Annotated in this window: 27 protein-coding genes; 8 read left to right on the plus strand and 19 right to left on the minus strand. The window is 70.4% G+C overall.

What is annotated here, in order from left to right:
• Positions 1-528 (minus strand): GntR family transcriptional regulator (locus tag ITP53_RS61045; RefSeq protein WP_407941238.1); only part of this gene is annotated, 528 nt, incomplete at its 3' end.
• On the opposite strand from ITP53_RS61045, the gene ITP53_RS13655 reads away from it, so the two are divergent.
• Together ITP53_RS13655 and ITP53_RS13660 are read left to right on the plus strand one after the other, a co-directional pair.
• Positions 500-1,597, plus strand: coding sequence for an FAD-dependent monooxygenase (locus ITP53_RS13655; RefSeq protein WP_207755938.1), 1,098 nt, complete (start codon positions 500-502; stop codon positions 1,595-1,597). The two genes, ITP53_RS61045 and ITP53_RS13655, sit on opposite strands and share 29 nt — an antisense overlap.
• Before the next feature lie 28 nt (positions 1,598-1,625).
• The gene (locus ITP53_RS13660; RefSeq protein ID WP_195895742.1) at positions 1,626-3,233 is read left to right on the plus strand and encodes a DUF2207 domain-containing protein; all 1,608 of its coding nucleotides are present in this window, start codon (positions 1,626-1,628) and stop codon (positions 3,231-3,233) included.
• Positions 3,234-3,247: 14 nt separating this feature from the next.
• On the opposite strand, the gene ITP53_RS13665 is transcribed toward ITP53_RS13660, so the two are convergent.
• Positions 3,248-4,156: an asparaginase gene (locus ITP53_RS13665; RefSeq protein ID WP_195895743.1), complete on the minus strand. Its 909-nt coding sequence runs from the start codon at positions 4,154-4,156 to the stop codon at positions 3,248-3,250.
• Positions 4,157-4,216: 60 nt separating this feature from the next.
• Between ITP53_RS13665 and dtd the strand changes: the two genes are divergently transcribed.
• On the plus strand, positions 4,217-4,642 hold the full coding sequence (dtd, locus tag ITP53_RS13670) for a D-aminoacyl-tRNA deacylase (RefSeq protein WP_195895744.1): 426 nt from the start codon (positions 4,217-4,219) through the stop codon (positions 4,640-4,642).
• Positions 4,643-4,770: 128 nt separating this feature from the next.
• Here the strand turns inward: dtd and ygfZ are convergent, their stop codons facing one another.
• The 6 genes from ygfZ to ITP53_RS13700 form a co-directional block, all read right to left on the minus strand.
• Entirely contained in the window at positions 4,771-5,709 is a 939-nt protein-coding gene (gene ygfZ / locus ITP53_RS13675) for a CAF17-like 4Fe-4S cluster assembly/insertion protein YgfZ (RefSeq protein ID WP_195895745.1), read from the minus strand.
• Positions 5,710-5,719: 10 nt separating this feature from the next.
• On the minus strand, positions 5,720-6,133 hold the full coding sequence (locus tag ITP53_RS13680) for a Fur family transcriptional regulator (protein WP_195895746.1): 414 nt from the start codon (positions 6,131-6,133) through the stop codon (positions 5,720-5,722).
• Positions 6,134-6,536: 403 nt separating this feature from the next.
• On the minus strand, positions 6,537-6,833 hold the full coding sequence (locus ITP53_RS13685; protein ID WP_195895747.1) for a DUF2470 domain-containing protein: 297 nt from the start codon (positions 6,831-6,833) through the stop codon (positions 6,537-6,539).
• Positions 6,830-7,318 (minus strand): FABP family protein, encoded by a 489-nt coding sequence (locus ITP53_RS13690; protein ID WP_195895748.1) that lies wholly within the window; start codon positions 7,316-7,318, stop codon positions 6,830-6,832. Before ITP53_RS13690 ends, ITP53_RS13685 begins: the two co-directional genes overlap by 4 nt.
• Positions 7,319-7,368: 50 nt before the next feature.
• Entirely contained in the window at positions 7,369-8,532 is a 1,164-nt protein-coding gene (locus tag ITP53_RS13695) for an RNA-guided endonuclease InsQ/TnpB family protein (protein WP_207755939.1), read from the minus strand.
• A gap of 13 nt (positions 8,533-8,545) precedes the next feature.
• Complete coding sequence (locus ITP53_RS13700) at positions 8,546-8,905, minus strand: transposase (RefSeq protein WP_195895750.1); 360 nt, start codon at positions 8,903-8,905, stop codon at positions 8,546-8,548.
• Positions 8,906-9,157: 252 nt separating this feature from the next.
• On the opposite strand from ITP53_RS13700, the gene ITP53_RS13705 reads away from it, so the two are divergent.
• Positions 9,158-9,520 carry a DsrE family protein gene (locus tag ITP53_RS13705; protein ID WP_195895751.1) on the plus strand — a complete coding sequence of 121 codons (363 nt, stop codon included), beginning with the start codon at positions 9,158-9,160 and terminating at the stop codon, positions 9,518-9,520.
• A gap of 52 nt (positions 9,521-9,572) precedes the next feature.
• Here the strand turns inward: ITP53_RS13705 and ITP53_RS13710 are convergent, their stop codons facing one another.
• The 3 genes from ITP53_RS13710 to ITP53_RS13720 all read right to left on the minus strand — a co-directional run bounded on the left by ITP53_RS13710 (position 9,573) and on the right by ITP53_RS13720 (position 12,389).
• Complete coding sequence (locus tag ITP53_RS13710) at positions 9,573-10,361, minus strand: ArsR/SmtB family transcription factor (protein WP_195895752.1); 789 nt, start codon at positions 10,359-10,361, stop codon at positions 9,573-9,575.
• A 95-nt stretch (positions 10,362-10,456) separates the two neighbouring features.
• Entirely contained in the window at positions 10,457-11,170 is a 714-nt protein-coding gene (locus tag ITP53_RS13715; protein WP_195895753.1) for a type 1 glutamine amidotransferase, read from the minus strand.
• Complete coding sequence (locus tag ITP53_RS13720; protein WP_195895754.1) at positions 11,160-12,389, minus strand: MurT ligase domain-containing protein; 1,230 nt, start codon at positions 12,387-12,389, stop codon at positions 11,160-11,162. The genes ITP53_RS13715 and ITP53_RS13720 overlap by 11 nt, the downstream gene beginning before the upstream one ends.
• A 170-nt stretch (positions 12,390-12,559) precedes the next feature.
• Here ITP53_RS13720 and ITP53_RS13725 point away from each other — a divergent pair, with 170 nt between their 5' ends.
• Positions 12,560-12,985, plus strand: a complete 426-nt coding sequence (locus tag ITP53_RS13725; protein ID WP_195895755.1) for a YjdF family protein — start codon at positions 12,560-12,562, stop codon at positions 12,983-12,985.
• Positions 12,986-13,068: 83 nt separating this feature from the next.
• On the opposite strand, the gene ITP53_RS13730 is transcribed toward ITP53_RS13725, so the two are convergent.
• Complete coding sequence (locus ITP53_RS13730; protein ID WP_195895756.1) at positions 13,069-16,044, minus strand: ATP-binding protein; 2,976 nt, start codon at positions 16,042-16,044, stop codon at positions 13,069-13,071.
• A 74-nt stretch (positions 16,045-16,118) separates the two neighbouring features.
• Positions 16,119-18,086: a hypothetical protein gene (locus ITP53_RS13735; RefSeq protein ID WP_207755940.1), complete on the minus strand. Its 1,968-nt coding sequence runs from the start codon at positions 18,084-18,086 to the stop codon at positions 16,119-16,121.
• Between the two features lie 143 nt (positions 18,087-18,229).
• Between ITP53_RS13735 and ITP53_RS13740 the strand changes: the two genes are divergently transcribed.
• From ITP53_RS13740 to ITP53_RS13750, 3 genes are all read left to right on the plus strand, one after another.
• Positions 18,230-18,892 carry a hypothetical protein gene (locus ITP53_RS13740; RefSeq protein ID WP_195895757.1) on the plus strand — a complete coding sequence of 221 codons (663 nt, stop codon included), beginning with the start codon at positions 18,230-18,232 and terminating at the stop codon, positions 18,890-18,892.
• The gene (locus ITP53_RS13745; RefSeq protein WP_195895758.1) at positions 18,889-19,542 is read left to right on the plus strand and encodes a hypothetical protein; all 654 of its coding nucleotides are present in this window, start codon (positions 18,889-18,891) and stop codon (positions 19,540-19,542) included. Before ITP53_RS13740 ends, ITP53_RS13745 begins: the two co-directional genes overlap by 4 nt.
• Positions 19,543-20,449: 907 nt before the next feature.
• The gene (locus ITP53_RS13750; RefSeq protein WP_195895759.1) at positions 20,450-21,145 is read left to right on the plus strand and encodes a hypothetical protein; all 696 of its coding nucleotides are present in this window, start codon (positions 20,450-20,452) and stop codon (positions 21,143-21,145) included.
• A 90-nt stretch (positions 21,146-21,235) separates the two neighbouring features.
• Here the strand turns inward: ITP53_RS13750 and ITP53_RS13755 are convergent, their stop codons facing one another.
• The 6 genes from ITP53_RS13755 to ITP53_RS13780 form a co-directional block, all read right to left on the minus strand.
• Positions 21,236-22,480, minus strand: a complete 1,245-nt coding sequence (locus ITP53_RS13755) for a hypothetical protein (protein WP_195895760.1) — start codon at positions 22,478-22,480, stop codon at positions 21,236-21,238.
• Positions 22,481-22,743: 263 nt separating this feature from the next.
• Positions 22,744-23,475, minus strand: a complete 732-nt coding sequence (locus tag ITP53_RS13760; protein WP_195895761.1) for a methylated-DNA--[protein]-cysteine S-methyltransferase — start codon at positions 23,473-23,475, stop codon at positions 22,744-22,746.
• Positions 23,472-24,032, minus strand: coding sequence for an RNA polymerase sigma factor (locus ITP53_RS13765; RefSeq protein ID WP_328814402.1), 561 nt, complete (start codon positions 24,030-24,032; stop codon positions 23,472-23,474). Before ITP53_RS13765 ends, ITP53_RS13760 begins: the two co-directional genes overlap by 4 nt.
• A 90-nt stretch (positions 24,033-24,122) precedes the next feature.
• A complete protein-coding gene (locus tag ITP53_RS13770; RefSeq protein WP_195895762.1) occupies positions 24,123-24,425 on the minus strand; it encodes a DUF1416 domain-containing protein in 303 nt (100 codons plus the stop codon).
• On the minus strand, positions 24,425-25,264 hold the full coding sequence (locus ITP53_RS13775) for a sulfurtransferase (RefSeq protein WP_195895763.1): 840 nt from the start codon (positions 25,262-25,264) through the stop codon (positions 24,425-24,427). Before ITP53_RS13775 ends, ITP53_RS13770 begins: the two co-directional genes overlap by 1 nt.
• Positions 25,261-25,695, minus strand: coding sequence for a DUF4395 domain-containing protein (locus ITP53_RS13780; protein ID WP_195895764.1), 435 nt, complete (start codon positions 25,693-25,695; stop codon positions 25,261-25,263). The genes ITP53_RS13775 and ITP53_RS13780 overlap by 4 nt, the downstream gene beginning before the upstream one ends.
• Positions 25,696-25,701: the final 6 nt, after the last annotated feature.

A 25,701-nucleotide genomic window follows, 5' to 3' on the forward strand; every position in this document is an offset into this window, starting at 1 on the left:
GGCCCCACTACCACCGCGAGACCCCGTCCCACCCGGACCGGCGCCGCTCCCACCGCGAGGCCCGCTCCCATCGCGAGGCCCGCTCCCATCGCGAGGTCCGCTCCCATCGCGAGGTCCGCTCCCATCGCGAGGTCCGCTCTCACCGCGAAGTCCGCTCCCACCGCGCCCGTTCCCACGGCGGGATTCGGCGACGACCGTCCCGACGCGGGGTTCGGCTATCACGACGCCCTCCTGGGCCAGCAGGGTCAGCGCCTTGGCGGCCGTGGCCAGGGCGACGCCCCAGTCCCTGGCGAGCTGTCTGGTGGACGGCACCCGATCCCCCGGCCTGAGCTTGCCGTCGGCGATGCGGCGCTTGAGGTCGGCCATGATGCGGGCGTGCGGCGGAGCGGTCATCAATCCTCCTGTACTAGTACAGACCCGTTCTAACATACCTTGTGAATCCCTGTATGTACGACGTACATTCAGCTTGCGTACAACGTCAACGAGCAGGGAGCACATCATGAGGATCCTCGTCTCCGGCGCGAGCATCGGCGGGTCGGTTCTGGCCTACTGGCTGCGGCGGCACGGGCACGACGTGACGGTCGTCGAGCGGGCCCCGGCTCCGCGCAGGGGCGGGCAGCCCGTCGACATCAGGGGCGCCGCGCTGACCGTGGCCGCCAGGATGGGCGTCCTGGAGCAGGCCAGGGCCCTGCGTACGCACATGCGCGGCATGTCCATGGTGGACGGCGACGGCAACGAGATCATGCGCAGCACCGAGGAGACGATCAGCGGCGGCCGCCTCGACAGCCCCGACGTCGAGATCGTCCGCTACGACCTGGTGACGCTGCTCATCGGCGCGGGCGACACCGGCCACCGGGCCACCTTCCGCTACGGCGACTCGATCGCCACCCTGACCCAGGACGGCGAGGGCGTGGACGTGACGTTCGAGAGCGGCGGCCGGGACCGCTACGACCACGTCATCGGCGCCGACAGCCTGCACTCCAACGTCCGCGGGCTGGCCTTCGGCGAAGAGGCGCGCTACATCGAGCACCTCGGCACGTACGTCTCCATCTTCAGCGCCGAGAACTTCCTCGACCTCGACCGCTGGCAGCTGTGGCACCGCTCGGGCGCGACCGGCTTCGGGATTCTCAACGACCGGGACCCCGCCGTCATGCTGGTCAACCTGGGCTTCGAAGCGGGCCCGATCGACTACGACCACCACGACACCGGCCAGCAGAAGCGCCTCGTCGAGCAGCACTGCGCCGGGGTCTACCTGGGGCCCAGGCTGCTGGAGGCCATGTGGAAGGCCGACGACTTCTACTTCGACTCCATGGCCCAGGTCAAGATGGAGCGCTGGTCGACGGGCCGGGTGGCGCTGGTGGGCGACGCGGGCTACTGCGCCTCGCCGCTCTCCGGGCAGGGCACGAGCCTGGCCATGGTGGGGGCGTACGTGCTGGCGGAGGAGCTGAGCGGGAGCCCCGCGACGGCGTACGACCGCTACGAGGAGCGCATGCGCCCGTTCGTCGAACTGAACCAGGCGCTCGCCGTCGAGAACCCCGGCCAAGGCGCCGCACCCGAGAGCGTGCAGACCGCCGCGAACAGCATCACGCTCCCCTGACGAGCACGAACCGATACGATTTGCCGCCATGACGGGTATCAGACTCACGATGGCCGCCCTGGGGGTCACCGCTCTGACGTTGACCGCCGCCCCCGCTCTGGCGGCGGAGGCCGGGATCACGGACGAGGTGACGATGACCCTCGGCAAGGACGGCACCCTGCACGTGGTCGAGAAGATCACGGGGGCGTCGGGCGGGCTCAAGCGGACGTTCATCACCAGGACGCGGTACGACGACAACACCGACCGCCTCTACCAGATCTCGAACGTCAAGGGCGGCACCCTCGCCGGTGACGTACTCACCGTGACCGGCCAGACCGTCGAGTACGACGTCAAGGGAGCGGTGACGACGTCCGGCGGTGTCGAGGAGTTGCGCTGGTTCGCGGTGAACGGCTGGAACCAGCAGGTCACCAAGGCCACGGTCAAGGTGAGCGGTCCGGGCCAGGTGCAGAACCTGTCCTGTTTCGCCGGCGAGCTGACCTCGGCCATCGGCTGCACCTCTGCCTCCATGGACCACACGGCCACCCAGGCGGACTTCGAGCAGGACGACCTGGGGACCGGCCAGGCCCTGACCGTCGTCATCGGTTACCCCAAGGGGTCCAGCAGCGGCGCCCCCATCCTGGAGAAGCGCTTCTCCCTGGCCGCCGCCTTCACCCTCGACACCGTCACCGGCGGCGCCCTGGCCGCCCTGCTGTTGCTGCTGCTCGGCGGCCTCGGCCTGCTCTACTGGACGCGGGGCCGCGACGGCAGGGTCGCCGACCACGAGAAGGGCGCGATCGATCCGGTGCGGAACGGCCACTTCTCCCCACCCGACGGGGTACGGCCGGGCCAGATCGGCACACTGGTGGACGAACAGGCCGACGTGGTCGACGTGACCGCCACGATCGTCGACCTCGCCGTACGCGGCTATCTGCGGATCGACGAGCAGCCCCGCCAGACGTACGACGCCCCGGACTGGGTCCTGGTCCGCCAGCCGAACGCGCCCGTCAAGGAACTCCTGCCGTACGAGCGCGCCCTGTACGACGCCATCTTCGAAGGCCGCGACGCCGTGCTGCTGTCGCAGTTGTCCGGCTCGTTCGCGACCCACCTGGGCAAGGTACGCGACGCGCTGTACGCGGACGTGGTCAAGCAGGGCTGGTTCGCCCGCCGCCCGGACACCGAGCGCACCAGGTGGACCACGATCGGCGTGGCGCTGATCGGCGTGGGCCTGCTGGCGACCGCGGCGCTGGCCTGGTTCACCACGTACGGACTGCTCGGCCTGGCCGTGATCATCGCGGGCGCCGCGCTGGCCGTCGGCGGCCAGTACATGCCGGCCAAGACCGCCAAGGGCTCGGCGGCGCTGGCGCACACGATGGGCTTCCGTGAGTACCTGTTCTCCGGCGAGCTGGGCGAGGTGCCCGAGCAGCACCGGGTGGAGCTGTTCTCCCGCTACCTGCCCTATGCCGTTATCTTCGACGGGGTGGAGCACTGGTCGCGCGTGGTGGCCTCGGTCACCGGCAACGGCCACCAGTCGGACAACCTCTACTGGTACCACGGGCCGGCGGAGTGGGACCTGTCCAAGTTCGCCGGGTCGATGCGCACGTTCACCACGACGACCTCGGGCGCCATCTCCGCCACCCGGCAGTTCCGTACCCTCTGACGGATCCGCAGCTCCTAACGGATCCGCAGCTCGCCGACCGGCCGCCCGCCGCCGAGCACCGGCGGCGCGGCCAGCTCGGCCAGCTCGGGCGCGTCCAGCCCGAGCGAGCGCAGCGCCGCCACGGTGACCGCGACGCGGGCACGCTGACCGCCGTCCTCGATCTTGACGGTGCCCGCGCGTCCGTCCTCGAACGCGAACGCGTCGAACGCCTCCGCCCCCGCCTTCAGCATGAGCCCGGGCAGCGCGCGCATGAGCCTGGCCTCGGGCCGGTCGGTCCCCGACGTCCACTCGGGGTAGGTGCTCATCGCCTCGAAGATCCTGCGCTCGTAGGAGTCCGCTGACGACATCGGGAACGCCCTGAACGCCTTGGTCACGCCCAGCATCGAGACGAAGAACAGCGGCGCCCCGCACCCGTCCACGCCGGACGCCGCGACCCGCTCACCGGTCAGCTCCTCCACGGTCTGCCTGATCGCGCGCTGGAGCGGATGCATGGGCTCCAGATAGGTGGCGGTCGGCCAGTCGTTCAGCACGCAGGTGGCCAGCATGGCGGCGTGCTTGCCCGAGCAGTTCATGTAGACCCGGCCCCGCTCGGTCACCGTCCTGTCGAAGGGATAGTCCTCCGGGCAGAGCAACGCCGACTCCTCCAGCCCCGCCCCCGCGAGGATCTTCCTGACGCCCTCCACGTGGAACGGCTCGCCGGAGTGCGAGGCGCAGGCGAGCGCGAGCAACTCGTTCTCCAGCCGCAGGCCGCTGCGCATCATGCCGAGCGCCTGGAGCGGCTTCATCGACGACCGTGGCGAGGCGGGCACGTGCACCCCGCCCCTGGCCTCGACCGGGCGCCCTTCCGCGTCCACCGTCAGCATGCGAGCCTGATGCGTGGACTCCACGAACCCGGAACGGACAACTTCCACAACCAGCGACATTTGCCACCCCTTTCCGGCATGAGTCTACGAAGGGTGTTTCCTGCTCCAGAATGGGATCCCATGCGAGCAGTCGTACAACGAGTCAGTTCGGCGTCGGTCGAGGTCGAGGGGCGTACGGTCGGGGCGATCGACGAGCCTGGCCTGCTGGTCCTGGTGGGCGTCACCCACGCTGACACGCGCGCCGAGGCCGCCAGGCTCGCCGCCAAACTCTGGGGCCTGCGCGTCCTGCACGGCGAGAAGTCCTGCTCGGACGTGTCCGCCCCGCTCCTGGTGATCAGCCAGTTCACGCTGTACGGCGACGCACGCAAGGGCCGCCGGCCCACGTGGCAGGCGGCGGCCCCAGGACCGGTCGCCGAGCCACTGGTGGACGCCGTGGTGGCGGAGCTGAGGGCGCTGGGCGCGCACGTGGAGACCGGTGTGTTCGGCGCCGACATGAAGGTGTCTCTGACCAACGACGGCCCGATCACCCTCGTCCTGGACATCTGACACCCCGCCCGGGAACCGGTGGGGGTGTCAGCGGATGCGGCGCCTCAGGCCCCGGACGAGCAGGGTGCAGGGCGTCTCAAGCTCCGCACGAGCGGGGCCTCATCTCAGGCTCCGCGCGAGCGCGGGTGTCAGCGGATGCGGCGCCTCAGTGTGGGGTCGATGCTGACGTTGCGGCCCGCGTCCGGGGGCACGACGACCTCCTGTGCCGCAGCCACCCCACCGGCCAGCAGCGGCGCGTCCACCGGCACCGTACGCTTGATCACGGCCAGCGCGATCGGGCCGAGCTCGTGGTGCCGCGCGGCCGAGCCGACGACACCGACCTCCTGGCTCTCGAAGATCACCGGATCGCCGTGCACGGGCAGCGTGTCGACGCTCCCGTCGAGGTGCAGGAACACCAGGCGGCGCGGCGGGTGCCCCAGGTTGTGCACCCGGGCCACGGTCTCCTGGCCTCGGTAGCACCCCTTGCTCAAATGCACGGCCGTGCCGACCCATCCCACTTCATGGGGAATCGTCTTGTGGTCGGTGTCGAACCCCATCCGCGGCCGGTGCGCCTCGATCCGCAGCGCCTCGTACGCCCACAGCCCCGCCAACGGCCGGCCGAGATGGTCGGACAGCTCCTCGCGCGGCACCAGGAAGTCTTCCGTGGCCGTGGACAGCACGGCCAGTTCGCCGGCCCGCGACACCTCGACCCGCAGCATGAACCGCATCCGGTCGAGATAGTCGACGAGGCTCTGCGCGGTGCCGGGCTCCACGTGGGCCAGCACGCTCTCGCCGTCGTCGACCAGCGTCAGGTGGTGCTGCACGCGGCCCTGGAGGTCGAGGTCGAGCGTCTGCGTCCACTCGCCGGGTCGCAGCGTGTCGAGCTTCTGCGAGGTGAGGTCGTTGAGCCATTTCAGCCGGTCCGCGCCCGAGACGCGGACCACCTCGCGGTTGCTGCGGTCGACGACCGCCTCGCCCTTGGCCAGGGCGCGCTGCTCGGCGAACAGGTCGCCGTAATGCGCTGCTACGTCAGAGTCCGGCGCGTCGGCCGCGACGGCGCCGTGGAGGTCGAGCAGAGGGCTACGCATGCCCTCCAGGCTATCTGCAGTCGCGGCAACGCCCGAAGACGGTCAGGTGGTGTACGTCCGCCACGAACCCGAGCTCCTCGTCGAGCCCCTTGACCAGCCCTTCGGCCATCTCGGGACGTACCTCGATCACCTCGTCGCACCCCCGGCACACCAGGTGCACGTGGTCGGCCTCGGCCGCCAGGTGGTAGGTCGGCGCGCCGTGCCCGAGGTGGGTGTGGGTGACCATGCCGAGCTCTTCGAGCAACTCCAGCGTGCGGTAGACCGTCGAGATGTTCACACCGCGCGCCGTCTGGCGCACTTTGCCGCAGATCTCCTCCGGAGTGGCGTGCTCCAGCGCCTTGACCGCCTCGAGGACGAGCTGGCGCTGGGGAGTCACCCGGTAGCCCTTGGCGCGGAGTTCCTCATGCCACTGCGTCTCCGTCATGTCCCGAGTCTACGGCGCGGCGATATTCACTTGCCCCGCTCGCCGAAGACCGCATAGCTTCGTGGGTACGCGGAAAGGAGGTGGTCCGAATAATGGATAGTCATAGACGGGCTAGCGAGGTGGTTGTCCGCTGACGTCGCGGACTGTTGTCTCGTGACGTTTTCTGCGAAATACGAGGCAACCACCGGGGCCCCTGGCAGCCGGAGGGGCGGGATCCGATCCCGTCCGTTGGTCCATCCGGCCCGCCTGCTCGGCAGGCGGAGTGTTGCCCGGGGCCCTCTTCATGCCCTGACACGCCCGGCTCCGCGCTTCACGCCTTGAGAGGCGCGGCTCATGCCTTGAGAGGCCCGGCTCATGCCGTGAAAGGCCCGGCTCATGCCTGAGACGCCCGGCTCGGCGCCAGTCAGTGCTCGCCCCTGGCCGAGAGGCCCAGTGCGGCGCACGCGTCCCGGTAGAGGCGCACCACGGCCTTGCGCGCCTGCGCCCGCTCGGTGAGCGTCTCGCCCCACGGCACGCGCACCTTCTCCCCACCGTCCACGGTGAACTCGATCCCCTCGGCGTCGACGTCGCTCGTCACGGCCGAGGTGACCGCCGGCCGGCCGCCGAGCCCTCGTACGATGATCAGCGAGTCTTCCGCGTGGTCGTCGTTCATGTGGCGCTTGATCGCCTCGACGACGTCAGGGGTGAAGGGTGTGCTCATGACACCTTCTTCAGCTCGGCCGACATGTGGTCCGTGAGCGGGTGGCCGACGGCCGCCATCTCGTAGGCCCACATGAGATTGCCGTTGACCAGCCCGTACAGCCGGTGGCCCGCGGTGTACTCCTTCGCCGACGCGGTGCGCGCGACCACGTCGGTACGCAGCTCGATCTTGTGGAAGACGACCTCGCCGACGTAGATCTCGACGATGCCGGTCGGGTGTGCCAGCACCACCTCGATCTGCCGGTCCGGCTGCGGCCGCCAGTATCCCGTCTCCGTGGCCAGCGGCCTGACCCGGTTGCCCTCCTGGTCGAGCAGCCACGTGCGGCTCACGTAGGTCAGGAACGGCTTCCCGTTGTGCCCGAACTCGATCTCCTGGCCGAAGTTGAAGCTCTCGATCGTCGGGTAGCCGCCCACGCCCGCGCCTTCCCACCTGCCCAGCAAGAACGCGATCGGCTCCAGGTTGGGGTGCACCTCAGGTACTTCCATGGTTCTCAAGGGTAGTGACTCCTCCGCCCCCTGAAGGGAGCGGCTTCTCGCTAAGCCGCTTCCGCAGCCTGGCGAAGGGCAAGCCCTGCCCTCAAGATGTTGATCGCCGCGTTGACGTCGGCGTGCGCCTGGTGGTCGCACGCCGTACATCGGAACTCGGCCTGGGTGACGCGGTTCTCCTTCGCGCAGTGCCCGCATCGCGAACAGGCGCGGGAGGTATTGGCGGGGTTCACCGCGATAACCTCTCGACCGGCACTCTCAGCCTTGTACGACAAGATCGTCAGGAACACCCCCCAACCCGCATCCAAGATCGACCGGTTGAGCCCGGACTTGGCAGCGATATTCCGGCCGGGCGCGTCGACCGTGCCGGACGCCGACCGGGTCATGTTGGTGATTCGCAGGTCCTCGTGGACGATCTTGTCGTAGTCGCGGACCAGCGCAAGCGCGGCCTTGTGCGCCCCGTCGAGCCGCTGACGCCGCACCTTGGCATGCAGGGCCGCGATACGGGCGACGGCCGTGCGACGCCGCGTGGATCGGCGTTTCTTGCGGGCAAGGTCCCGTTGGGCATCGGCGAGCCGTTCCGCTGTGGCGGCAAGGTGGCGCGGGTTGACCACGAACGTCCCGTCCGAGGTCGTCACGAGCGACGCCACGCCCATGTCGATCCCGGCTACCGCACCCGTCGCGGGCAACGATTCGGCGGGCACGTCGTCGCAGGACAGCACGACGAACCAGCGCTTGCCCTCGCGCTTCACGCTGAGCGTCTTGACGGTGCCGACCACCCTGCGGTGCTGGTGGACCTGCACGTGGCCGGTGCCCTGAAGCCGCACGTAGGTCGCTGTCGGGTGGTGGGGCTGGGAGTCCCACCGGCAGCCGTCGCCGTCCCTGGGCCACTCCACCGTGTCGAACCAGCCCCGCCCCTTGAAGCGAGGGAACCCCGGGGTGCGGCCTTCGCGGACCCGTGTGAAGAACGCGGCGAACGCCTTGTCCAGACGGCGCAGGGTGGCCTGCTGGGAGGAAAACGACCAGCGTGCCTGCCCGTCCGGGTCGTCGGCGCGGATGTGTTTGAGGTCGGCGGACTGGTCGCCGTAGCGGATCGTGACGCCTGCCTTGCGGTAGGCCGTGCGGCGGTGCTCCAGCGCTGCGTTGTAGAGCTGCCGGTGGTCGTCCAGGCACGCGGTGAGTGCGGCGGCCTGCTTGCTGGTGGGGCGCAGCAAGAACTTCCAGGACCTACGCACGGCCACCGCCCTTGGGGGCGCGCTCGTCCTGCATCTCGATGTAGCGCGGCACCGTCTCGGCCGAGACCGCGCCGGCCGTGGCCACGACGTACGACCGCGACCACAGCGTGGGCAACCGCGAGGACAGGTGCGGGAACTCGGCGCGCAGGTGGTGGGAGTGGGAGGTGAAGCCGGTGAACTGGCCGGCCACGTAGGACGGCGACTGTTTCGGGTGTGACCTGACGACCAGGTGCACGCGGCCGAGCATCTTGACGCGCCCGCCGAGGACCGGGCGGCGGTACTTCGGGCACCACACGACGTGGTACCCGAGGTCGTACGCCGCGCCGGGGGAGGTGCGCACCTGACAAGCCACACGATCATTATCACAGTGCCGCCCATCTCATGCGCGGAGAACGGAGAGCTCTGATGCGCCAACTTGACAGGTCACTACACGCTCGGGCCGTGGCGGCCCCCGCTCCCGATTCCCCCGACGGCTGAAGTCGCCAGTCCCCTCGGGAGGATCTGATGGCGAGCGGCGCGTACGGCGTCGGCGCGGAGCGGCCTCGAGGGCCCCTCGGTGAGCATCGTGGGTTCTTCCTTCGCGAGAAGGACTAGGGTGACGGATATGGCACGATCACTGGTGATCAAGGTGACCGCCGGGGCGGACGCCCCCGAGCGCTGCAACCAGGCGTTCACGGTCGCGGCCGCCGCGCTCGCGAGCGGTGTACCCGTCTCCCTGTGGCTGACCGGCGAGTCGTCGTGGTTCGCGCTGCCCGGCAGGGCCAAGGAGTTCTCCCTGCCGCAGGCGGCGCCGCTGCCCGACCTGCTGGACGCCGTGCTGGCGGCGGGCCGGGTGACGTTGTGCACCCAGTGCGCGGCCCGCAGGAACATCACCGTGGACGACCTCATCGACGGCGTACGCATCGCGGGCGCTCCGGCGTTCGTCGAGGAAGTGACGGGCGAGGGCGTCCAGGCGCTGGTCTACTGACCGGCGGACAGGCGGGCCGCCCGGCGGCTCAGGCTCCTCGCGCGCCCGCGTTCTACTCGGCCGGCAGGCTCTCGCCCGTCTCCAGCAGGGTCTTGAGGCTGGAGAGCAGCGCGGGCCAGCCCTCGCTGACCGAGTCCCTGACGATGCTCTCGTCCTCGAACCCGCCGTGGACGACGGTCAGCTTGACCATCTCGCCGCGCGGCTCGATCTCGAAGCTCACCTTCGACCTGGGCTCCGCGGCCGCCCGCGCGCGCAGGTCCTCGGCGAAGCCGCAGGCCTCGGCGAACTCCGGCGTGAAGGTGTGCCAGGTGTAGGCCAGCCGCCGGTACGGATCGGACTCCAGCACGATCTGCTCGGGATCCTCGATCGTGACCCCGAACTCCTCCCAGGTGACCGCCGAGCCCTTCTTCCAGTCGGACTCCAGCGTCACCCCCCAGTAGCGCTGGGTGAAGGCGGGCTCGGTCAGCGCCTGCCAGAGGCGCTCCGGGGTGGTCTTGATGTAGCTCGTGTAGACGAATTCTCGGCCGGTCATGGGGTGGTCCTCCAATGCCGTCTTGAGGTCGGCGAGCGCGGCGGCCCGCCGGCGGTCGTACTGGTTGATCCAGCGTTCGGCTATGGCGTTGATCGGCGCGGCGTTGAGGTAGTGGAGCTTCTCCCGCCCGCGCCGCACCGTGGTGACCAGGTCGGCCGCCTCCAGCACGGCCAGGTGCTTGCTGACCGACTGCCTGGCCATGTCGAGACCCGCGCACAGTTCGCGCAGCGTCTGCCCGTTGCGGGCGTTCAGGCTGTCCAGGAGCCTGCGGCGGCTGGGGTCGGCCAGCGCCTTGAACACCTCGTCCATCTTCCGCCATCTCCAACATGCAGCCGTTCGGCTGCATGTTTTGACAATAGGCAGCCCGAAGGCTGCATGTCAACCGTGATCCGCCGTACGAGAGGTCAGTTGGACAGGACGGCGGCCAGGCGTTCCTGCCGGAGGGCCTCGTAACGGGTGTCGTCGAGCGGCGCGAGGTCTCCCACCCGCCACGACAGCAGCAGGTCCGCCAGCGCCGGGTTGCGAGCCAGCGCGGGCCCGTGCAGGTAGGTCCCGACGACATGTCCCGCGTAGCAGCCCTCGTAGCCGTCGCCGTTGCCCACACCCTTGAGCGTCTTGGACAGCGGCCTGACGCCCGGCCCGAGCTGGGTGACGCCCATGTGGTTCTCGAAGCCGGTCAGCATGGGCAGGTTGAGCGCGGCGTCCACCTCGGCCACCAGCTCGCCCACCGCGCGGGCCTGGCCGCGCGCGCTGGCGATGTCGAGCAGGCCGATCCCGTCGACCGGCTGGCCTTCCTCGCCGCCGAACGTGCTGCCCATGATCTGGTAGCCGGCGCACACCGCCAGCAGGACGGCGCCACGGGCGATGGCGCGGTGGAGGCCGCCGTCCTTGCGCAGGCGCCCGGCGGCCAGGATCTGGGGGCGGTCCTCGCCCCCGCCGATGAGGTAGATGTCGCCGGTCTCCGGCACCGGATCGGCCGAGCGTACGTGGATCGTCTCGGTCTCGATGCCCCGGAGCTGCGCACGCCGCTCGAGGACGAGGGCGTTGCCCTGGTCTCCGTACGTGCTCAACAGGTCGGGATAGATCCAGACGATGCGAAGGGCGCTGTCAGAGGGCACGACCGAACTCCGATCGGATCTGCTGGAAGGCGGTGTAGTTGGCGATCACGTCCACCCGGCCGGGCGGCTGCATGGCCAGGGCCTCGGCGAACGTGCCGCACAACGTGAACGGCACCTCCGCCACGTCCAGCCGCAGCGCCATGTCGAGGCGGCGCTCACCGGTGACGAACACGGGACGGCCGCGCAGGATGCGGTAGTCGACGTCCCACAACCACGAGGTGTCGCGCCCGTCGGGACCCTTCGCGTTGACCGAGAGGATGATCGGCAGCTGCGGGTCGGCGACGTCGAACGCCTCCAGCCACCCCGCCGGGTTCTTCGCCAGCAGCAGCCGCGCGTGGCGGCCGTCCCGCTCGACGGTGGTGTAGCGGCCGGCGACCGAGGTGACCTCGCGCAGCCGGGGCAACGCCCGATCCACCGGGAGCCCGAACGCCTCCGCCACCGCCAGCGCCATCACCGCGTTGGAGCGGTTGGCCTGGCCGGGGAGCTGGATGTCCAGCAGCCACCGCTGCCCGCGCGGGTCGATCGCCGTGTCCTCGTCGACCGCCCAGTGCGGCTCAGGCCGGTGGAACGTGCACTCGCGACAGGCCCAGTCGGCGTCCTTGCGGTCGAGCGGGCCGCCGCACTCGGGGCAGCACCAGGAGTCCTCCTTCCACCGCTGGCCGCCGGCGACCCAGGTGACCTTGGCAGCCGTGGAGGCGCCCCAGGTGACGAGCGGGTCATCGCAGTTGGCGATCACGTGGGTGGGCTTGCCGGACAGCGCCCTGCGCCACTTCTGCGCGAGCAGCCAGATCTCGCCCGCGCGGTCCATCTGGTCGCGGCTGAGATTCATCAGGCAGACGACGCCCGCGCCGGTCGTGTCGAGCACCTCTGGCAGGTATTTCTCGTCCACCTCCAGCACGCCGTAAGGAGCGCCCTTGTGCTGGGAGAGCGCCGAGACGTGGCCGGCGGGCATGTTGGCGCCGAACGCGTTGGTGGCCACCTCACCGAGCTCGAGCAGCGCCGAGGTGATCAGCCTGGTCGTGGTCGTCTTGCCGTTGGTGGCGCTGACCAGGGCCAGCTTGCGATCGTTGGCCAGCTGGCGCAGGAGGTCGGGCTCGAGCATGAGGCCGACCCGCCCACCGATCACCGAGCCGTCGCCGCGCCCGGTCATCCTGGACAGCGTGGCGGCACTGCGGCCCAGGGCGCTGGCAAGCTGGGCCCGCAGAGGAAGCTGGGTCATGGACATGGATAGTAGTCGGCCTTGGCCCATAGTCTGGAGACGCACACGAAAACGCGGTCCGGTCGGTAGCCCGGGCGAAGCTTCAACGTATCCGCCCTTCCAGGGATGTCCGGTGTGCCGGAAGCGGTCTCGTCAGACCGTCATTTCGGCATACCCACGGGAGGGTGACCATGGTGACGTTGTCCGTCTATCTCGACGGGCCGTTCTGGATCGGCGTACTCGAGATCGTCGAGGGCGGCAGGGTGCGCGCGATCCGCTTCCCGCTCGGCTCCGAGCCGAGCGACCCCGAGCTGTACGCCTACCTGATGCGGCACGGCGTCGCACTGCTGGACCAGGCCTCCGCCGCCCCCGCCGTCGCCGGCGGGCGGAGCGCCGAGGGCAGGCGGGTCAATCCCAAGCGGGCGGCGAAGCTGGCGGCCAGGGCCGCGGCGAAGGTGTCCAGCCGGAGCACCGCCGCGCAGGAGGCCATGCGGCTGGAGCTGGAGAGCCGCAAGCAGGAGAGCGCGGCCGGACGGCGGGACCGGCGGCGCGAACTCGCCGAGCACAAGCGGGAGGTGGCCCGCCGCAAGCGCATCGAACGGCGCCGCGACCGCTGACCCCCGCAGCGGGCGCCAGGCGGACACGGCACAAGGCGCCAGCAACCAGCGGGGGCCGCGCCAGGCGACGGCCGTACGAGGCGTCAGGCGACCGGGGTGCGCGGATCGGCGAAGGTGATCTCTGGGGCGCCGCCGTGGTCGAACGGGAGGACGAAGCGGCTCGGCCAGGACAGCACCCCTTCCAGCCACCCCGCCCCCATCGTCTGCCCCACGTGCCTGACCCGGGCCGACGCCTCGATGCCGATCGCGATCGTCGTGACGTCGCGCTGCACGCTCTCGTTCTCGTCGTCGCCCAGGATGACCCGCCAGGCCAGCGCCCGGTTGTGCTCGATCTCCATCGACAGCGGATGGTGCCGCAGCGCCTTGGCCCGGTGGCCCAGGAGCTCGGTGTGGTCGAGGTCGGCGGGGCCGCTGCCGTTCGGCTGGCGGAAGAGGGCGTACTCCATGGGAGGCGCCGGGCTGCGCAGGTCGGGGGCCGGGCGGCCGTGCGGGAAGAGGCGGTCGACCTCGTGCAGCCAGCGCACCTGCGGGATGACCCACGACGCGCCAGGCCGCTCCCCGCCGCTCTCGTACCCCGCGAGCAGGCGGGTGGCCGACTCCGCGGCCTTCTTGGTGAGCAGCGCCGGGTCGAACCAGCTGCGCAGCGACCAGGCGCGCCGCTGCACCGAGCGTTCGACCAGGGTGGCGAGCAGGCACTCCCTGCGCCGCGCCGGCAGGTCGGACCAGGCGGCGGACAGGGCGCGCGGCACGCCGGGCAGCGGGCGGTTGCTGACGAACGCCAGCACGACCGTGTCGCACCAGATGCGCAGCCAGGCCCAGTCCTGCCCGTCGGCCAGCACGTCGGCCTCCCGCAGCTCCACCAGCGTGCACGCCTGCCCGGTGCGGCACTGCGCGCCGCAGGCCGCCGACCTGCGGCCCCGGATGGGCGGGGGCGGGCCGGGGATCAGCTTCTCGCGGGTCTCCCCCAGCGGCACGCGTACGCGCAGCGGCCGGTCCATGCCGTCGGCGAAGACGGCGGCCGAGCCCGGCTGGAGGGAGACGACCTGGCGGGACTGCTCGTCACTGAGGTTCATGGCGGCGCCGACGAGCTTCCTGTCGTCCTCGGCGGGCAGCCGGTGCACGACCTTCAGCGCGGTGTTCTTCACGACGTCGGAGACGAGCTTGGTCGGGATCTGCTCGGCCACCACGATGCCCTCGCCGTACGCCCTGATCTCCGCGAGCAGGCCGGCCAGCAGCTCCACCGCGTGTGTCGAGGCCCGGCCGTGGCCGCGGTCGCGCAGCAGCCGGTGCGCCTCCTCGATCACGATGACGTGGCGCAGCCTGTGGGACTTCTCCTTCCTGGCGCGCATCCGCAGGTGCTCGACGATCCTGATGATCAGCGTGCCCATGAGGAACGCCTTGTCCTCGTCGTTGGCCACGTCCTCGATGGCGAGGACGACGTCGCGTTCCAGCAGGCCGCCGATGTCGGCGGGGTGGCCGCCCTCGAAGAACCGGCCGGCCGAGCCGACCCGCAGCGACCGCAGCCGCAGCGAGATGAAGCCCTCCACGTCGGCCTGGACCTCACGGCCGTAGCCGATCTCCTTGATGACGTCCATGGCGTGCTGCTGGAGCTGTTCGAGGGTGGGCACGCTGGGCGGGACGCTGGATCCCGGCACGGCGCCGCCGGTGACGACGTCCCAGCCGGTGGCCTCGTAGACGCGCTGCAGGGCCAGCGACATGATCTGCGGGAACGGCTCCTCCGCGTCGAACGCCGCCATGAACAGCGCCCTTACCATGTCGATGTGCGCCTGGACCGGGTAGCCGGGCTCGGGTTCGAGCGGGTTGACGCTGAACGGCACGCCATCGGGGGCCGACGGGTTGATGACCGTGACTGGGTCCTCGACGCGGCCGGCCATGGCGGCGTACTCCGACTTGGCCGGCTCGATGGCCAGCCACGGGATGCGGGCCCTGCTGAGCTGCTCCAGCAGGTGCCGGACGGTCTGCGACTTGCCCGAGCCGGTCGCGCCGGTGACGAACGCGTGCCGGTTGAGCGTGGCGAGCGGCACCCGGAACGAGCCGACGCCCCGGTCCTGCCCGTCGAGGATCTCGCCCAGCTCCAGCTCGCCGCCGTCGGCCTCGGACGTCACGTCGAAGAAGCCGGAATCGAGCACGCGTACCCCGGGGACCTCCCGCCTGGGCAGTCCGGCCAGCGCGGCGAGCGCGCCCGCGGTGGCGGCGAACGGGGCCGCGGCGCCGTCCGCCGGGTCCTGCATGGTGATGGCGAGGGCCTCGGGCAGCGCGTAGACCGCGCCGTGGGAGCTGCGCAGCCGGTACGGGTGATGGCTCATCTCGACGGACCCGACCAGCACGGGCGCGATCTGCCGCAACTCCTCGGCGGTGGCGCCGCCGGCCAGCACGCGTACGTTCCAGAGCCCCGCCTCCCTGAACGCGTCCAGCTCCTGCATGCGGCGCTCGGCGCGCTCGGCGTCGAAGCGGGAGCGCTCGGAGGCGTCGCCGTACTGCCTGAGGACGTTGAGCTGGGTACGCAGGTGCGCCACCTCGGCGTCGAGCAGGTCGGTCGGCTCGGCCACCACGAGCCAGCCGAACGGCCGGGACATGAGCGTGACCAGCGTCGACTCGAACAGCGTCGGCCGCTTCAGCTCGTCGGGATCGAGCTCCGAGTACTCGCGTCCCCTGCCGCCCAGCGGCGGCGCCTGCCGGCCAGGGCACGGCGTCCACACGAGGTCGGCCAGATCGGCGAGATACTCCTCGTCGAGCTGGACGCCCCGCGCCCCGCCGGGGAACAGCAACGGCTGCGGCCCGCTCGGGCGGCCTGGCGCGTCGGTGGACCGGCGCGGCTGGCGCGGCGGCGACAGCGGTCCCGCGTTCGTGATGAGTTCGAGCGGCGCACCGGACCCGCGCGACAGCCACCCGATGACGAACGGCCGGTCGCGCTGCGCCGCGGACAACACCGCTGGCAGCACGGTGACGAAATCCCATTCCGCTGACGAGCTTCGCGAGGGTGCGGCGATCGACTGGATTCGATACCAGGGTCCGCTCAGCGCGGCGCTCGGCTGCATGTCATTCCCCCAGAGACGGTTCTTTGTTAAATTCCGCCAATCGTCAGTCCGTCACCTTGACATTGACCATCTCATTACCTGCCCTTTCGCCAGTCCAGGCGTGGCGGTGGTGGCCCGAGGTTCGGTGGCGGCTCCTCGTCGCCTTCCTCGTCCTCGGGATCGAACGCGAGTACGGCCTCGCGCACCTCCTCCAGCTCGCCGAGTGTGGTCTTGGGGAAGGTGAGGATGGCCGGGTTCGCGTCGGCCAGGCGTACGCGCCTGCCCTGGGCCGTCGCGTCGGTGACGATCACCGACGTGGTGGGGAGCTGCTGGAGCTGGTGCGGCTCGACGAGGAACTCGCGCGAACGCTGCAGTACGCGCTCCTTCTCCGAGATCTTGTCGGCGGTCCTGCCCCACTCCGTGGACTCCGTGATGTCTCCCGCGAGGTCGGCGTGGCTCTCGTCGCGGTCCTCCCTGGCGTCCGCCAGCTGCGAGATCGTGGAGGTGTAACCGCCGTCCAACCCCGGCAGCGAGTCGCTGATCGTCTCGGTGAGCTGGGCCAGCTCCAGCCGGTGCTCGGTGCCGACGTGCTCGCTGGCGACCCGCGCGTCCTCAGCGTTGCCCAGCCTCATGAACGCGACCGACGCGTGCCCCCTGCCCAGCCGCTCCCGCACGGTGGGGGTGAGCGACCGATAAGTCAGGACAAGTCCGGTACGGGAGGTCTCGCAGGCGTCCATCAGCCGGTCCAGCACGTCGCCCCTGAGCTTGTCCGCGCCCGCCACGATGATCGTGTGGTACCACGGCCGGTCCGAGGCGGGGGACTGGCGGAGGATGTGGGTGAGCGCGGTGGCCACGTACGTGCCGAGCACCCGGTTGCCGAACACGCCCGCCTGCCGGTCCATGCTCACCACGCGGAGCCTGGCGGGCGGCAGGCGTACGGCCTCCGTGCCGAGCGTCTCCAGCTTGCGCAGCTGCGACTCCAGCGCCCAGGCCCGCTCGATCACCACCCGGTCGCTCACCCCACGGCCGAACAGCGTGCCGATGCGCTCCAGCTGGGTGGCCGTGATCAGGCCGGACCTCATGTCGTCACGCGGATCGCCCACCTGCGCCAGCGCCCGCAGGGCGGCGGTGACCTGGCTGATCGTGGCGTTCTCGCCGAGCACTTCGAGCACCCGCTCCAGGATCGCGTTGTCGAAGCTCAGGTCGCGGGTCGTGCGGTGCTCCTCGCTCACGCTCACCACGTGCGCCAGCACGTCCGCGAACGCCTCGGGCTTCAGCGTGGCGCCCAGGTCGAGTCTGGGCAGGTCGACCGGTAACACCCAGACCAGCGGGTCGTCGCCGCCCTTGCGGGCCAGCTCGATCAGGTCCTTGGCGATCGCGCCCTCGGAGAGGTCGAGCACCGTCAGGTGGCCGCCACTGTAGAGTCGCGTGGCCCCGAGCAGGGTGATCAGCGCCGACCAGCCGGGTAAGGTGCCGCCGGCGACGTCGATGCGGTCGATCTCGTCGGGTACGGCGACCGCGTACCACGTGAGCTGCCTGTCGTGGCGTTCCTTGGACTCCTGCCACTCGCGGTAGCGCCTGGCGTGCTCCTCCTGGGCGCGGAAAAGCTCCTTGTCACGTTCCTGCCGCCGGCGCTCGTCCTTGGCCTGCTGCTCCAGTACGCGGTACTTGACCGCCCTGTCCCCCTGGACCAGCGCGTAGCTGCAGATGCCCGCGACGCCGCCGGCGGCGGCCAGCCCGACGAGCGCGAACTCCCAGGCGAGGTAGCCGGCCACGGCCGCGGCCAGGATCAGCACGCTCAGCACCAGCATGAACAGGCGGAACAGCCGGACGGGCCGGTTGAGCATGTCCTCCTGGAGCCGTTCGCGGCGCAGCAACTCGATCTCGGCGGGATCGGGCTCGGCGGCGGGCTGCTCCTCGGCGGGCGAGGGGCGCTTCGGCGGGGGGCCGGGGTCGGGATGCAGCAGGATGTACTGCCAGCCCAGGTAGATGCGGTCCGCCTGGAGCTGGGCATGCTCGGGATGCACGTCCGCCACGTGACCCTCCGGCCGCCGATATGTCATTAGGAGTAGGGTTCAGCCCTTTCCGCTTCGTGACAGCGTATGAGCTACAACCCTTGCAGGGGCAGGCTTTCTCGGCAATTCGGCCAGTCCGATGGGAGCATTGCGGCAGATGGGACAAGCGAGACCTATTACCATCCATACCCATGACGGAACCCTCCGGCGGCAGCATGGAAGCACACAGACGCCCGGTAGTGGTGCCCGCAGTCGCCTTGACGGCCCTGACCGCTGTTGGCATCACCGCCCTGCTGGGCGGTCTCGGCGAGGCCCAGGTACAGCCCGACCCGCTGAGCCCAGGCGCGGTGCTCGATCAGGGCCTGTACGAAACCAAGTTCGTCGAGTCACGCGTGACGGTGCAAAAGGGCGAGGGCTCCTGGGACGAGGACAAACGGTTCGTGGACATGGTCTTCGACGTCACGAACAAGGGGGACGAGACGCTCCAGGTCGGGTCACCCCCTGACAAGATCGAACAGGCCTACCTGTCGACCTCCTTCGCCGGCTCACTCGTGAAGATCACTCCGGCATTCGGCAAGGACAGTGTCGCCGCCTACGCATTGAGCAAGGGCGGCGAGACCGAGCAGCTCCAGCCTGGGGTGCCCAGCCGGGTCCTCGTCCGCTACGAGCTCGAGAAGAACGAGCAGCCGCCCAAGCAGATCACCCTCGACGTGGCCTCCTTCGCGGAGGAGCAGGAGTTCAACAACGACCTGCTGGCGTGGCAGATGGTCGCCACAGAGTCGGGCGAAAGGGGCTACCTACCCGAAATCAAGGCGCGGGTGACGCTCCCGGTCAAGAAGGGTGCGACAGGGTGACCGCGACAGAGCAACGGACCACGGCCGTTCCGAGCCGGCGCGGCAGCAGGCGGGGCGACCGCCGGCGCGGCACCGGAGCCAGGGTGATCGGCGTCGTCGCCGGGCTGCTGCTGCTGAGCGGCGCCGTGGGGGTGGAGGCCATGAACATGACGAGCGGCGAGATCAGCGGTCCGCTCACCTATGTCGGCGACAAGGGCGAGGAGGTGGACGCCCGGCGGTTCACCGTGCGACTGGACTCGTTCACCACCGCCAAGGCCGTCCAGTTCTCGAGCTCCGAGACCGTCCAGACCGACCACCTCTTCCTCGTCGTCAGCACCTCGGCCAAGTCGGCGCTCAAGCCGTACCACCTGGGCCAGGCCACGCTGCTGACGGCCGACGGCAGGAAGTTCACCGCAACGGACCGGGTGGCCGCCAGCTACACGATGTCCAACGTGTGGGTGCAGCCGGACATCTGGGTGAGCGGCCGGTACGTCTTCGAGGTGCCGGCGGCGGTGCTGCCCGGCGCCCGGGTGGTGATAGGGCTGCCGCCGCAGGCGGGGCCGCAGGAGCCGTTCCAGCCGGAGGTCGAGATCGATCTCGGACTGGACGAGGCGGGCGCGCGCAAGCTCGCGGACTCGGCGCAGGACGTCTACTCAGCCGTTAAGAAGTGATGGCCGCATGAGCACGAACGAACGTGACTGGTTCGCACCACGGGACGACAACCGCCCCGAACAGGACCCCCCACCCACACCCCCCGACCAGGGGATGCAACCGGGGCCCGGCGCACCCGCGGATCAGGGGGTCTCTCCCTGGCAGGAAACCCCTCCTGGCCAGGGGATGCCTCAGGCTCCCGCGCCCGGTCCCGCCCAGGGCCTCCCGTACGATCCCGGCGCTCCCCCTACCCAGCCCATACCCCGCCACTCCATGCAGCCTGATCAGCCCATGCCCGGCCAACCCACGCCCGGCCAACCCATGCACCGCAGCCAACCTAGGCCCGGCCAGCCCATGCCCGGCCAGCCCATGCAGCCTGGCCAGCCCATGCCCGGCCAGGCCGTGTCCGGCGGGCCCGGGGCGCCCCAGGGCGGGGAAGCTCCCGGAGACTCCGGCATCCCGCCTCGTCAGGGGAGGCCGGTCCGCCCGAGCAGGCGCCGCAGCCGTGGGATGCCGCCCACCACTCCGGACATGCCACCCGGTCCCGGCGCAGCACATGGCACCCAGTCAGAGCACGGGCTGGGCTACGGTCCCGAGCCTGGGCATGGTCCCGGCCCGGCGCATGGCTCCGGTCCGCAGCATGGTCAGGGATACGGGCCCGGCACGGGCGGTTTCGGCATGGGCGGTCCCGGCCAGGAGCACAGGCCCGGCCCGGGGTACAGGCCAGGGCAACGGCCGGAGATCCCACCGGTACGTGGCCGGCACAGCCATCCCGACCAGCAGGTCTGGCCCCCCTCCTACCGTGACCTTGGCGGCGCCACCCAGCCCCTGCCGGCCGTTCCGGGATCCCCATCCCCGCAACAGCCGGCCTCCCCCTCCGGTGACCCGGCCGCTGCAGGCAGTCAGGCACGGCACGCCGTCCCCCCGGTGCCCCCTTCACCCGACGACCTGGCAAGCTCCCCGATGCCCGCGGACGGTCAGAGCCCTTCGCCCGGTAACCCGCAGGACGCGCCACGCCCCTCGGGAGGCGGCTCGCGGCGGGCGGCTCCGGGCTCCCGGCGGCGGCGTACGCTGCTGGTCGCCGCAGGCGCCGTCCTGGCATGCCTCGTCACCACGGCCGCCAACGCCTACGACAACCACCTGTTCTACAAAACGGTCACCGAGGATGAGACCAGGCTGACCACCGTCGCGGCCGGCCAGACGGGCAAGGTCCACAACATCGAGTGGAAGGCCGCGGTCGCGCCCACGAAGGCCCCGCCGGACAGCAAGCACGGCGCCGAGGTGACCTGGCTGCGGGTGGACATCTCGAAGAAGGCCCTCGACGCGAGCAGCGCCACCATGACCGCCGAGCCCGCCGAGGTCAAGCTGGAGGACCGCGCGGGCCGTACCTGGACCGTGGAGACCCAGTGGGTGGGCGACACGCCCATCGACCGGTTGGTCGTGGGCAGGGAGTACAAGATCCAGGGCCTGGCCATCGTGCCCACCCCGGTGGCGAACGAGGTCGAGCTCTCCTTCCGGCCGAGCAACTACAAGTCCGACACCCCCACGGAGGACCTCTTCACGCGGGAGGGCGCGGCGAAGCTGCTCCCGGACGTGGACGTACTGCGGTTCAAACGTCGCTGAGCGGGCTCACCGCCGAGGAGGGACTCCTGACTCCGCTGAGCGCGGGCTCCGGCGTCAGACGCCAGCCGAGCGGCTCGTGAGACGGGCGTGTCAGACGTCGCTGAGCGGCTTGCCGCCGAGGCGGGCCCTGGTGGCCGCGATGTCGTACGCGGCCGCCAGCAGCGCCATCGTGAGCACTTCGACCACCATCTGGCGCAGGAACGACAGCGGCACGTCCTGGTAGATCCACACCCACTCCTCCCGCGCGCCGATGAACAGCACCAGCATCTTGTGGAGGTACTCCCCGCCCACCGTGATGACCGCCCAGCACAGGCACATCATCCCGAAGAGCGGCAGACCACCCTTGAAGATCACTCGCAGGGAGTTCGCCAGCGGCACCCAGCGGTCCCGGAACCCGCCGGTGACCTGGTCGAACGACCTCTGGGTGAGGTCGTGGCTGCCTTCCAGGCGATCCACCCCCTGCTCCAGGCGGGTGCCCTTGAGCAGCGTCCGGGTCTCGTCGGAGTAGGCGCCGAAGACCAGCATCGCCACGGTGAGCCAGGCCAGCGGAATCGCGATGGCGTCGAGCGCCACCGGCCAGACCTCGCCGAAGACGCCGGTGATGGAGTCCCACAGCGGCACCTTCTGCAGGGTCTCGGTCCAGACCTCCTCCGTGCCGGCCACGACGTTGCGGTGCTCCATCCACTCGGTGCGCGCGTCGGCGAAGGCAATGGTCGCGTTCAGCCCGTAGAAGACGAAGGCGAACTCGGAGAAGGCCGCGAGGAAGCCGTAGAACTTGCCCTTGTTCCGCTCGACGAACTTGGCGAACAGGGTTTTAAGCCCGAAGGTGACGACCATCGCGCCGAGCGACACCCGCCAGTCGAGGTCGATGAGCCCCCGGCCGACGTTCGACTCCTCGCCGAACCACGCCTTCTCCGTCATCTCGAAGTAGTGGTGGAACAGGTCCATCTGGTAGACGTCTCTGGCGTCCTCCGTCTGGAATCCCCACGCCAGATAGAGCACCGCGAAGGCCGGGGCCATCCGGTCCAGCACCCTGAAGAAGCTTTCCCGCGTCGCCACGCCCTCGTCGGCTCTGGCACGCATCTCCCACAACGCGCCGCGCAAGCTGTAGAGCATGCCGGTGGTGACCGTCATCGCGGCCAGGACGATGAGCGTGAGCAGCGTCATCGTCGCCACCAGGCGGACCTGTCGCCAGTCGCCGTAGGGGACCTCGGTGGCGGCGTACAGCAGGCCGAAGCGCACCAGCTCGCCGGCGGCGAACCAGAGGATCAGCGGCAGGGCGCACTTGCCCGTCAGTCGTAGCGTGTGCAGGGGCAGTGAGTACGGCGATGGCATCCGCTGAGCCGGCGCAGGCCCAGGTCGGTGCGGTGCCGTCACACCTGTCGAACCGGACATTTTATGAATCGTATAGGTCTGTCACTCTTAGCGCAGCCGCAACTCCAGAAAGCACACTGTGGCCGGCGGGTCGGACAGGGGCGTCCGGTGTGCCGGACCGGGCCCCGGATCACCGGCCAGGCAGGCCTTTCCGGGCGTGCGAGCATGATCATCCCGCGGCGGGGACAGAAGAATGATCGGGCAGGCCGTCGCGGCACGAGGTCCTAGACAGGTTGGCAGGTGCGGCACGGGCGGTAGCCGGCGGCCGTGGCCTGGGGGAGGCTGCGGAACCCGTGCCGGTGCCTCGGCGTGATGCGCCTGGCGTTGTGGCACGTCGGGAAGCACACCACCCCCGTGGTGTCGCTGGCCAGGTAGAAGACGCGCGCGGCCGACAACTCCCTGATCCGGTCCAGGTCGGCGCCCTCGGCCCGCAGCAGCAGTTCCTTGGCCGCCGGGCCGAACACGTAGTCGCCCGCGACGCCGTCGGACCTGGTCACCCGGTGGCAGGGGACCAGCAGGGGCACCGGGTTGTGGCCGAGCGCCGTACCGACCGCGCGGACCGCCTTGGGCCGGCCGATCCGCGCGGCGATCCACGAGTAGGGCCGTACCTCGCCGCGCGGGATCGTCCGCGCCGCCTCCAGCACCTCACGCTGGAAGTCGCTCAGCCCGCGCAGGTCCAGCCGCACCCCGGACGCCCGTCCGGTGCGCAGCGCGGGCAGCAGCCCCGCAGGCGGCCGGTCGGCGGCCAGCAACGGCCGCCCGAACCGCTTCCTGAACGTCTCCGCGAACCCCTCGGCCGGATGCACGTATCTGACGCCCTGATCGGTGAACGCGACCCGCAGCGCGCCCATGGGGCCCTCGACGCCCACCCAGCGGGCGGCGATCCGATCGAGCAGGCCGCCGGGCGCCTCGGCGGTCAGCGCCGCCAGTCCGGTCAGCAGGGGATCCTGGGTCATCGGGCACCTCCAAGTGCGCGTAGCCGCCGCAACCCGCGCGACACGTGTGACTTCACCGTGCCCTGCGGGATCTTCAGCATGAGGGCGATCTCGCTGACCGGCAGGTCCACGACGTGCCTGAGCACCACCGCGGCCCGCTGCTCCTCGGGCAGCAGACTCAGCAGCTCGGCCAGCTCGTCGCCGGTCTCCCTGCGCACCGCCGCCTCCTCGACGTCCTCGCCGGGGTCGACCGCGTCGACCGGCTCGTCACGCAGGTCGGGCGGCGGCTTTCTTGACCTGGTGCGTACGCAGTTGCGCCAGACGTTCATCAGGATCGTCATCAGCCAGGCCCGCGGCTGGAGCTCGGCGATGCGGTCGCGATCGTATCCGGCCAGCGCCCGGTAGGCCCGCAGGAACGCCTCCGCGGTGAGATCCTCGGCGTCCGCCCAGCGCCCGCTCAGCCGCAGCGCGGTCGAGAAGGCCAGGTTGCCGTAGGCGGCGTACAGCTCGGCGAACCCCTCGTCGAGGTCGTCGAGCAGCGCCTTGCGCACCGGGTCGAGACAGTCGATTTCCCTCACACTCGCTACAACACCGCCGGACCGGCATCCGTTGCACGCGAAAAGGCCCGCGTCCGGTGAAGGACGCGGGCCTTACACGTCAGGCGTGTGTCAGACGGCGACGGCGAGCTGGGCGACCTCGCCCAGCTTGGCCTCCACCTGGACGTCCCTGGTGACGCCGCCGCCCGCGATGATGCGGACGGTCCAGTCGCCGGGAGCGGCGAAGAAACGGAAGACGCCTTCCTCGGACACCACGACCTCACCGGTGAACTCACCGGAGCCGTCGAGCAGCCGCGCGTACGCGGTGCCCGCGCCGGTCACCACACCCTGGATCACCGCCTGGTTGGTCAGATCAACGCCGGCGGGCAGCGCGATCGTCTGCTCCGGTGCTCCGCAACCCTGTGGAGTCGTCATCAGCGGGCCTCCCCCAGCTCGATCGGCACGCCCACGAGCGAGCCGTATTCGGTCCACGAACCGTCGTAGTTCTTCACATTGGCCTGGCCGAGCAGCTCGTGCAGCACGAACCAGGTGTGCGCGGAGCGCTCGCCGATGCGGCAGTAGGCGATGGTGTCCTTGCCGAAGTCGACTCCGGCCTCGCCGTAGAGCGTCCGCAGGTCGTCGTCGGTCTTGAACGTGCCGTCGTCGTTGGCCGCCTTGGACCACGGGATGTTGCGCGCGGTGGGCACGTGGCCACCGCGCTGCGCCTGCTCCTGCGGCAGGTGGGCGGGTGCGAGCAGCTTGCCGGTGAACTCGTCGGGCGAGCGCACGTCGACCAGGTTGAGCTTGCCGATCGCGCCGACCACGTCGTCGCGGAAGGCGCGGATCGCGGCGTCCTGCTCCTGGGCGGCGTACTGAGTCCTGGGCCGCTGGGGCACGTCGCGCACCAGCTCACGCGAGTCGAGCTCCCACTTCTTGCGTCCGCCGTCGAGCAGCTTGACGTCACCGTGGCCGTAGAGCTTGAAGTACCAGTAGGCGTACGCGGCGAACCAGTTGTTGTTGCCCCCGTAGAGCACGACCGTGTCGTCGTTGGAGATGCCGCGGTCGGACAGCAGGGCCTCGAAACCGGTCTTGTCCACGAAGTCGCGGCGAACCGGGTCCTGCAGGTCCTCCCGCCAGTCGACCTTCACGGCGCCACGGATGTGGCCTTTGTCGTAGGCGCTGACGTCCTCGTCGACCTCGACGAGTACGACGCCAGGGGTGTCGAGGTTGGCCTCGACCCAGTCGGCGTCCACCAGGGCGGCGGAGCGGCTCATTGGGAAACCTCCATTTTGGCAGCGGGCAGTAGTCGGCGAACAAGCAGGTACGTTTCGCAGCCAAGGCAGAATCCGAAGGCTGCGTTGAGGAAGGCGGCGAGGAGAGCCGCGGCCGTGGCCACGAGGGCCAGCGGCGTGATCCCGGCGACGTATCCGGCCAGGCCCGCGACCGCGAAGGCCAGCCCCACCCCCTGCGCGAAGCGCGGCGGGCGGGCGTCCTCGGTCTCCTTCGGCGCGCTCCTGACGAGCGTCTTGAAGAGCGTCAGGAGCGCCTTGAAGAGCATCGTGTACGGCGAGCGCCACGCTGCCCCGAGCGCGAAGACCACCGCCTGGCCGGCGAGCAGCCAAGCGCTCCCCGTCACCAGGACGAGGACGAGAACCAGGGTAGTGATCGCCGCGCCGAAGCGCAGAGCTCTAGGGTCGGCACGCATCGTGGG

This window comes from Nonomuraea cypriaca (assembly GCF_015645445.1).
GTDB classification, from domain to species: Bacteria; Actinomycetota; Actinomycetes; order Streptosporangiales; family Streptosporangiaceae; genus Nonomuraea; species Nonomuraea cypriaca.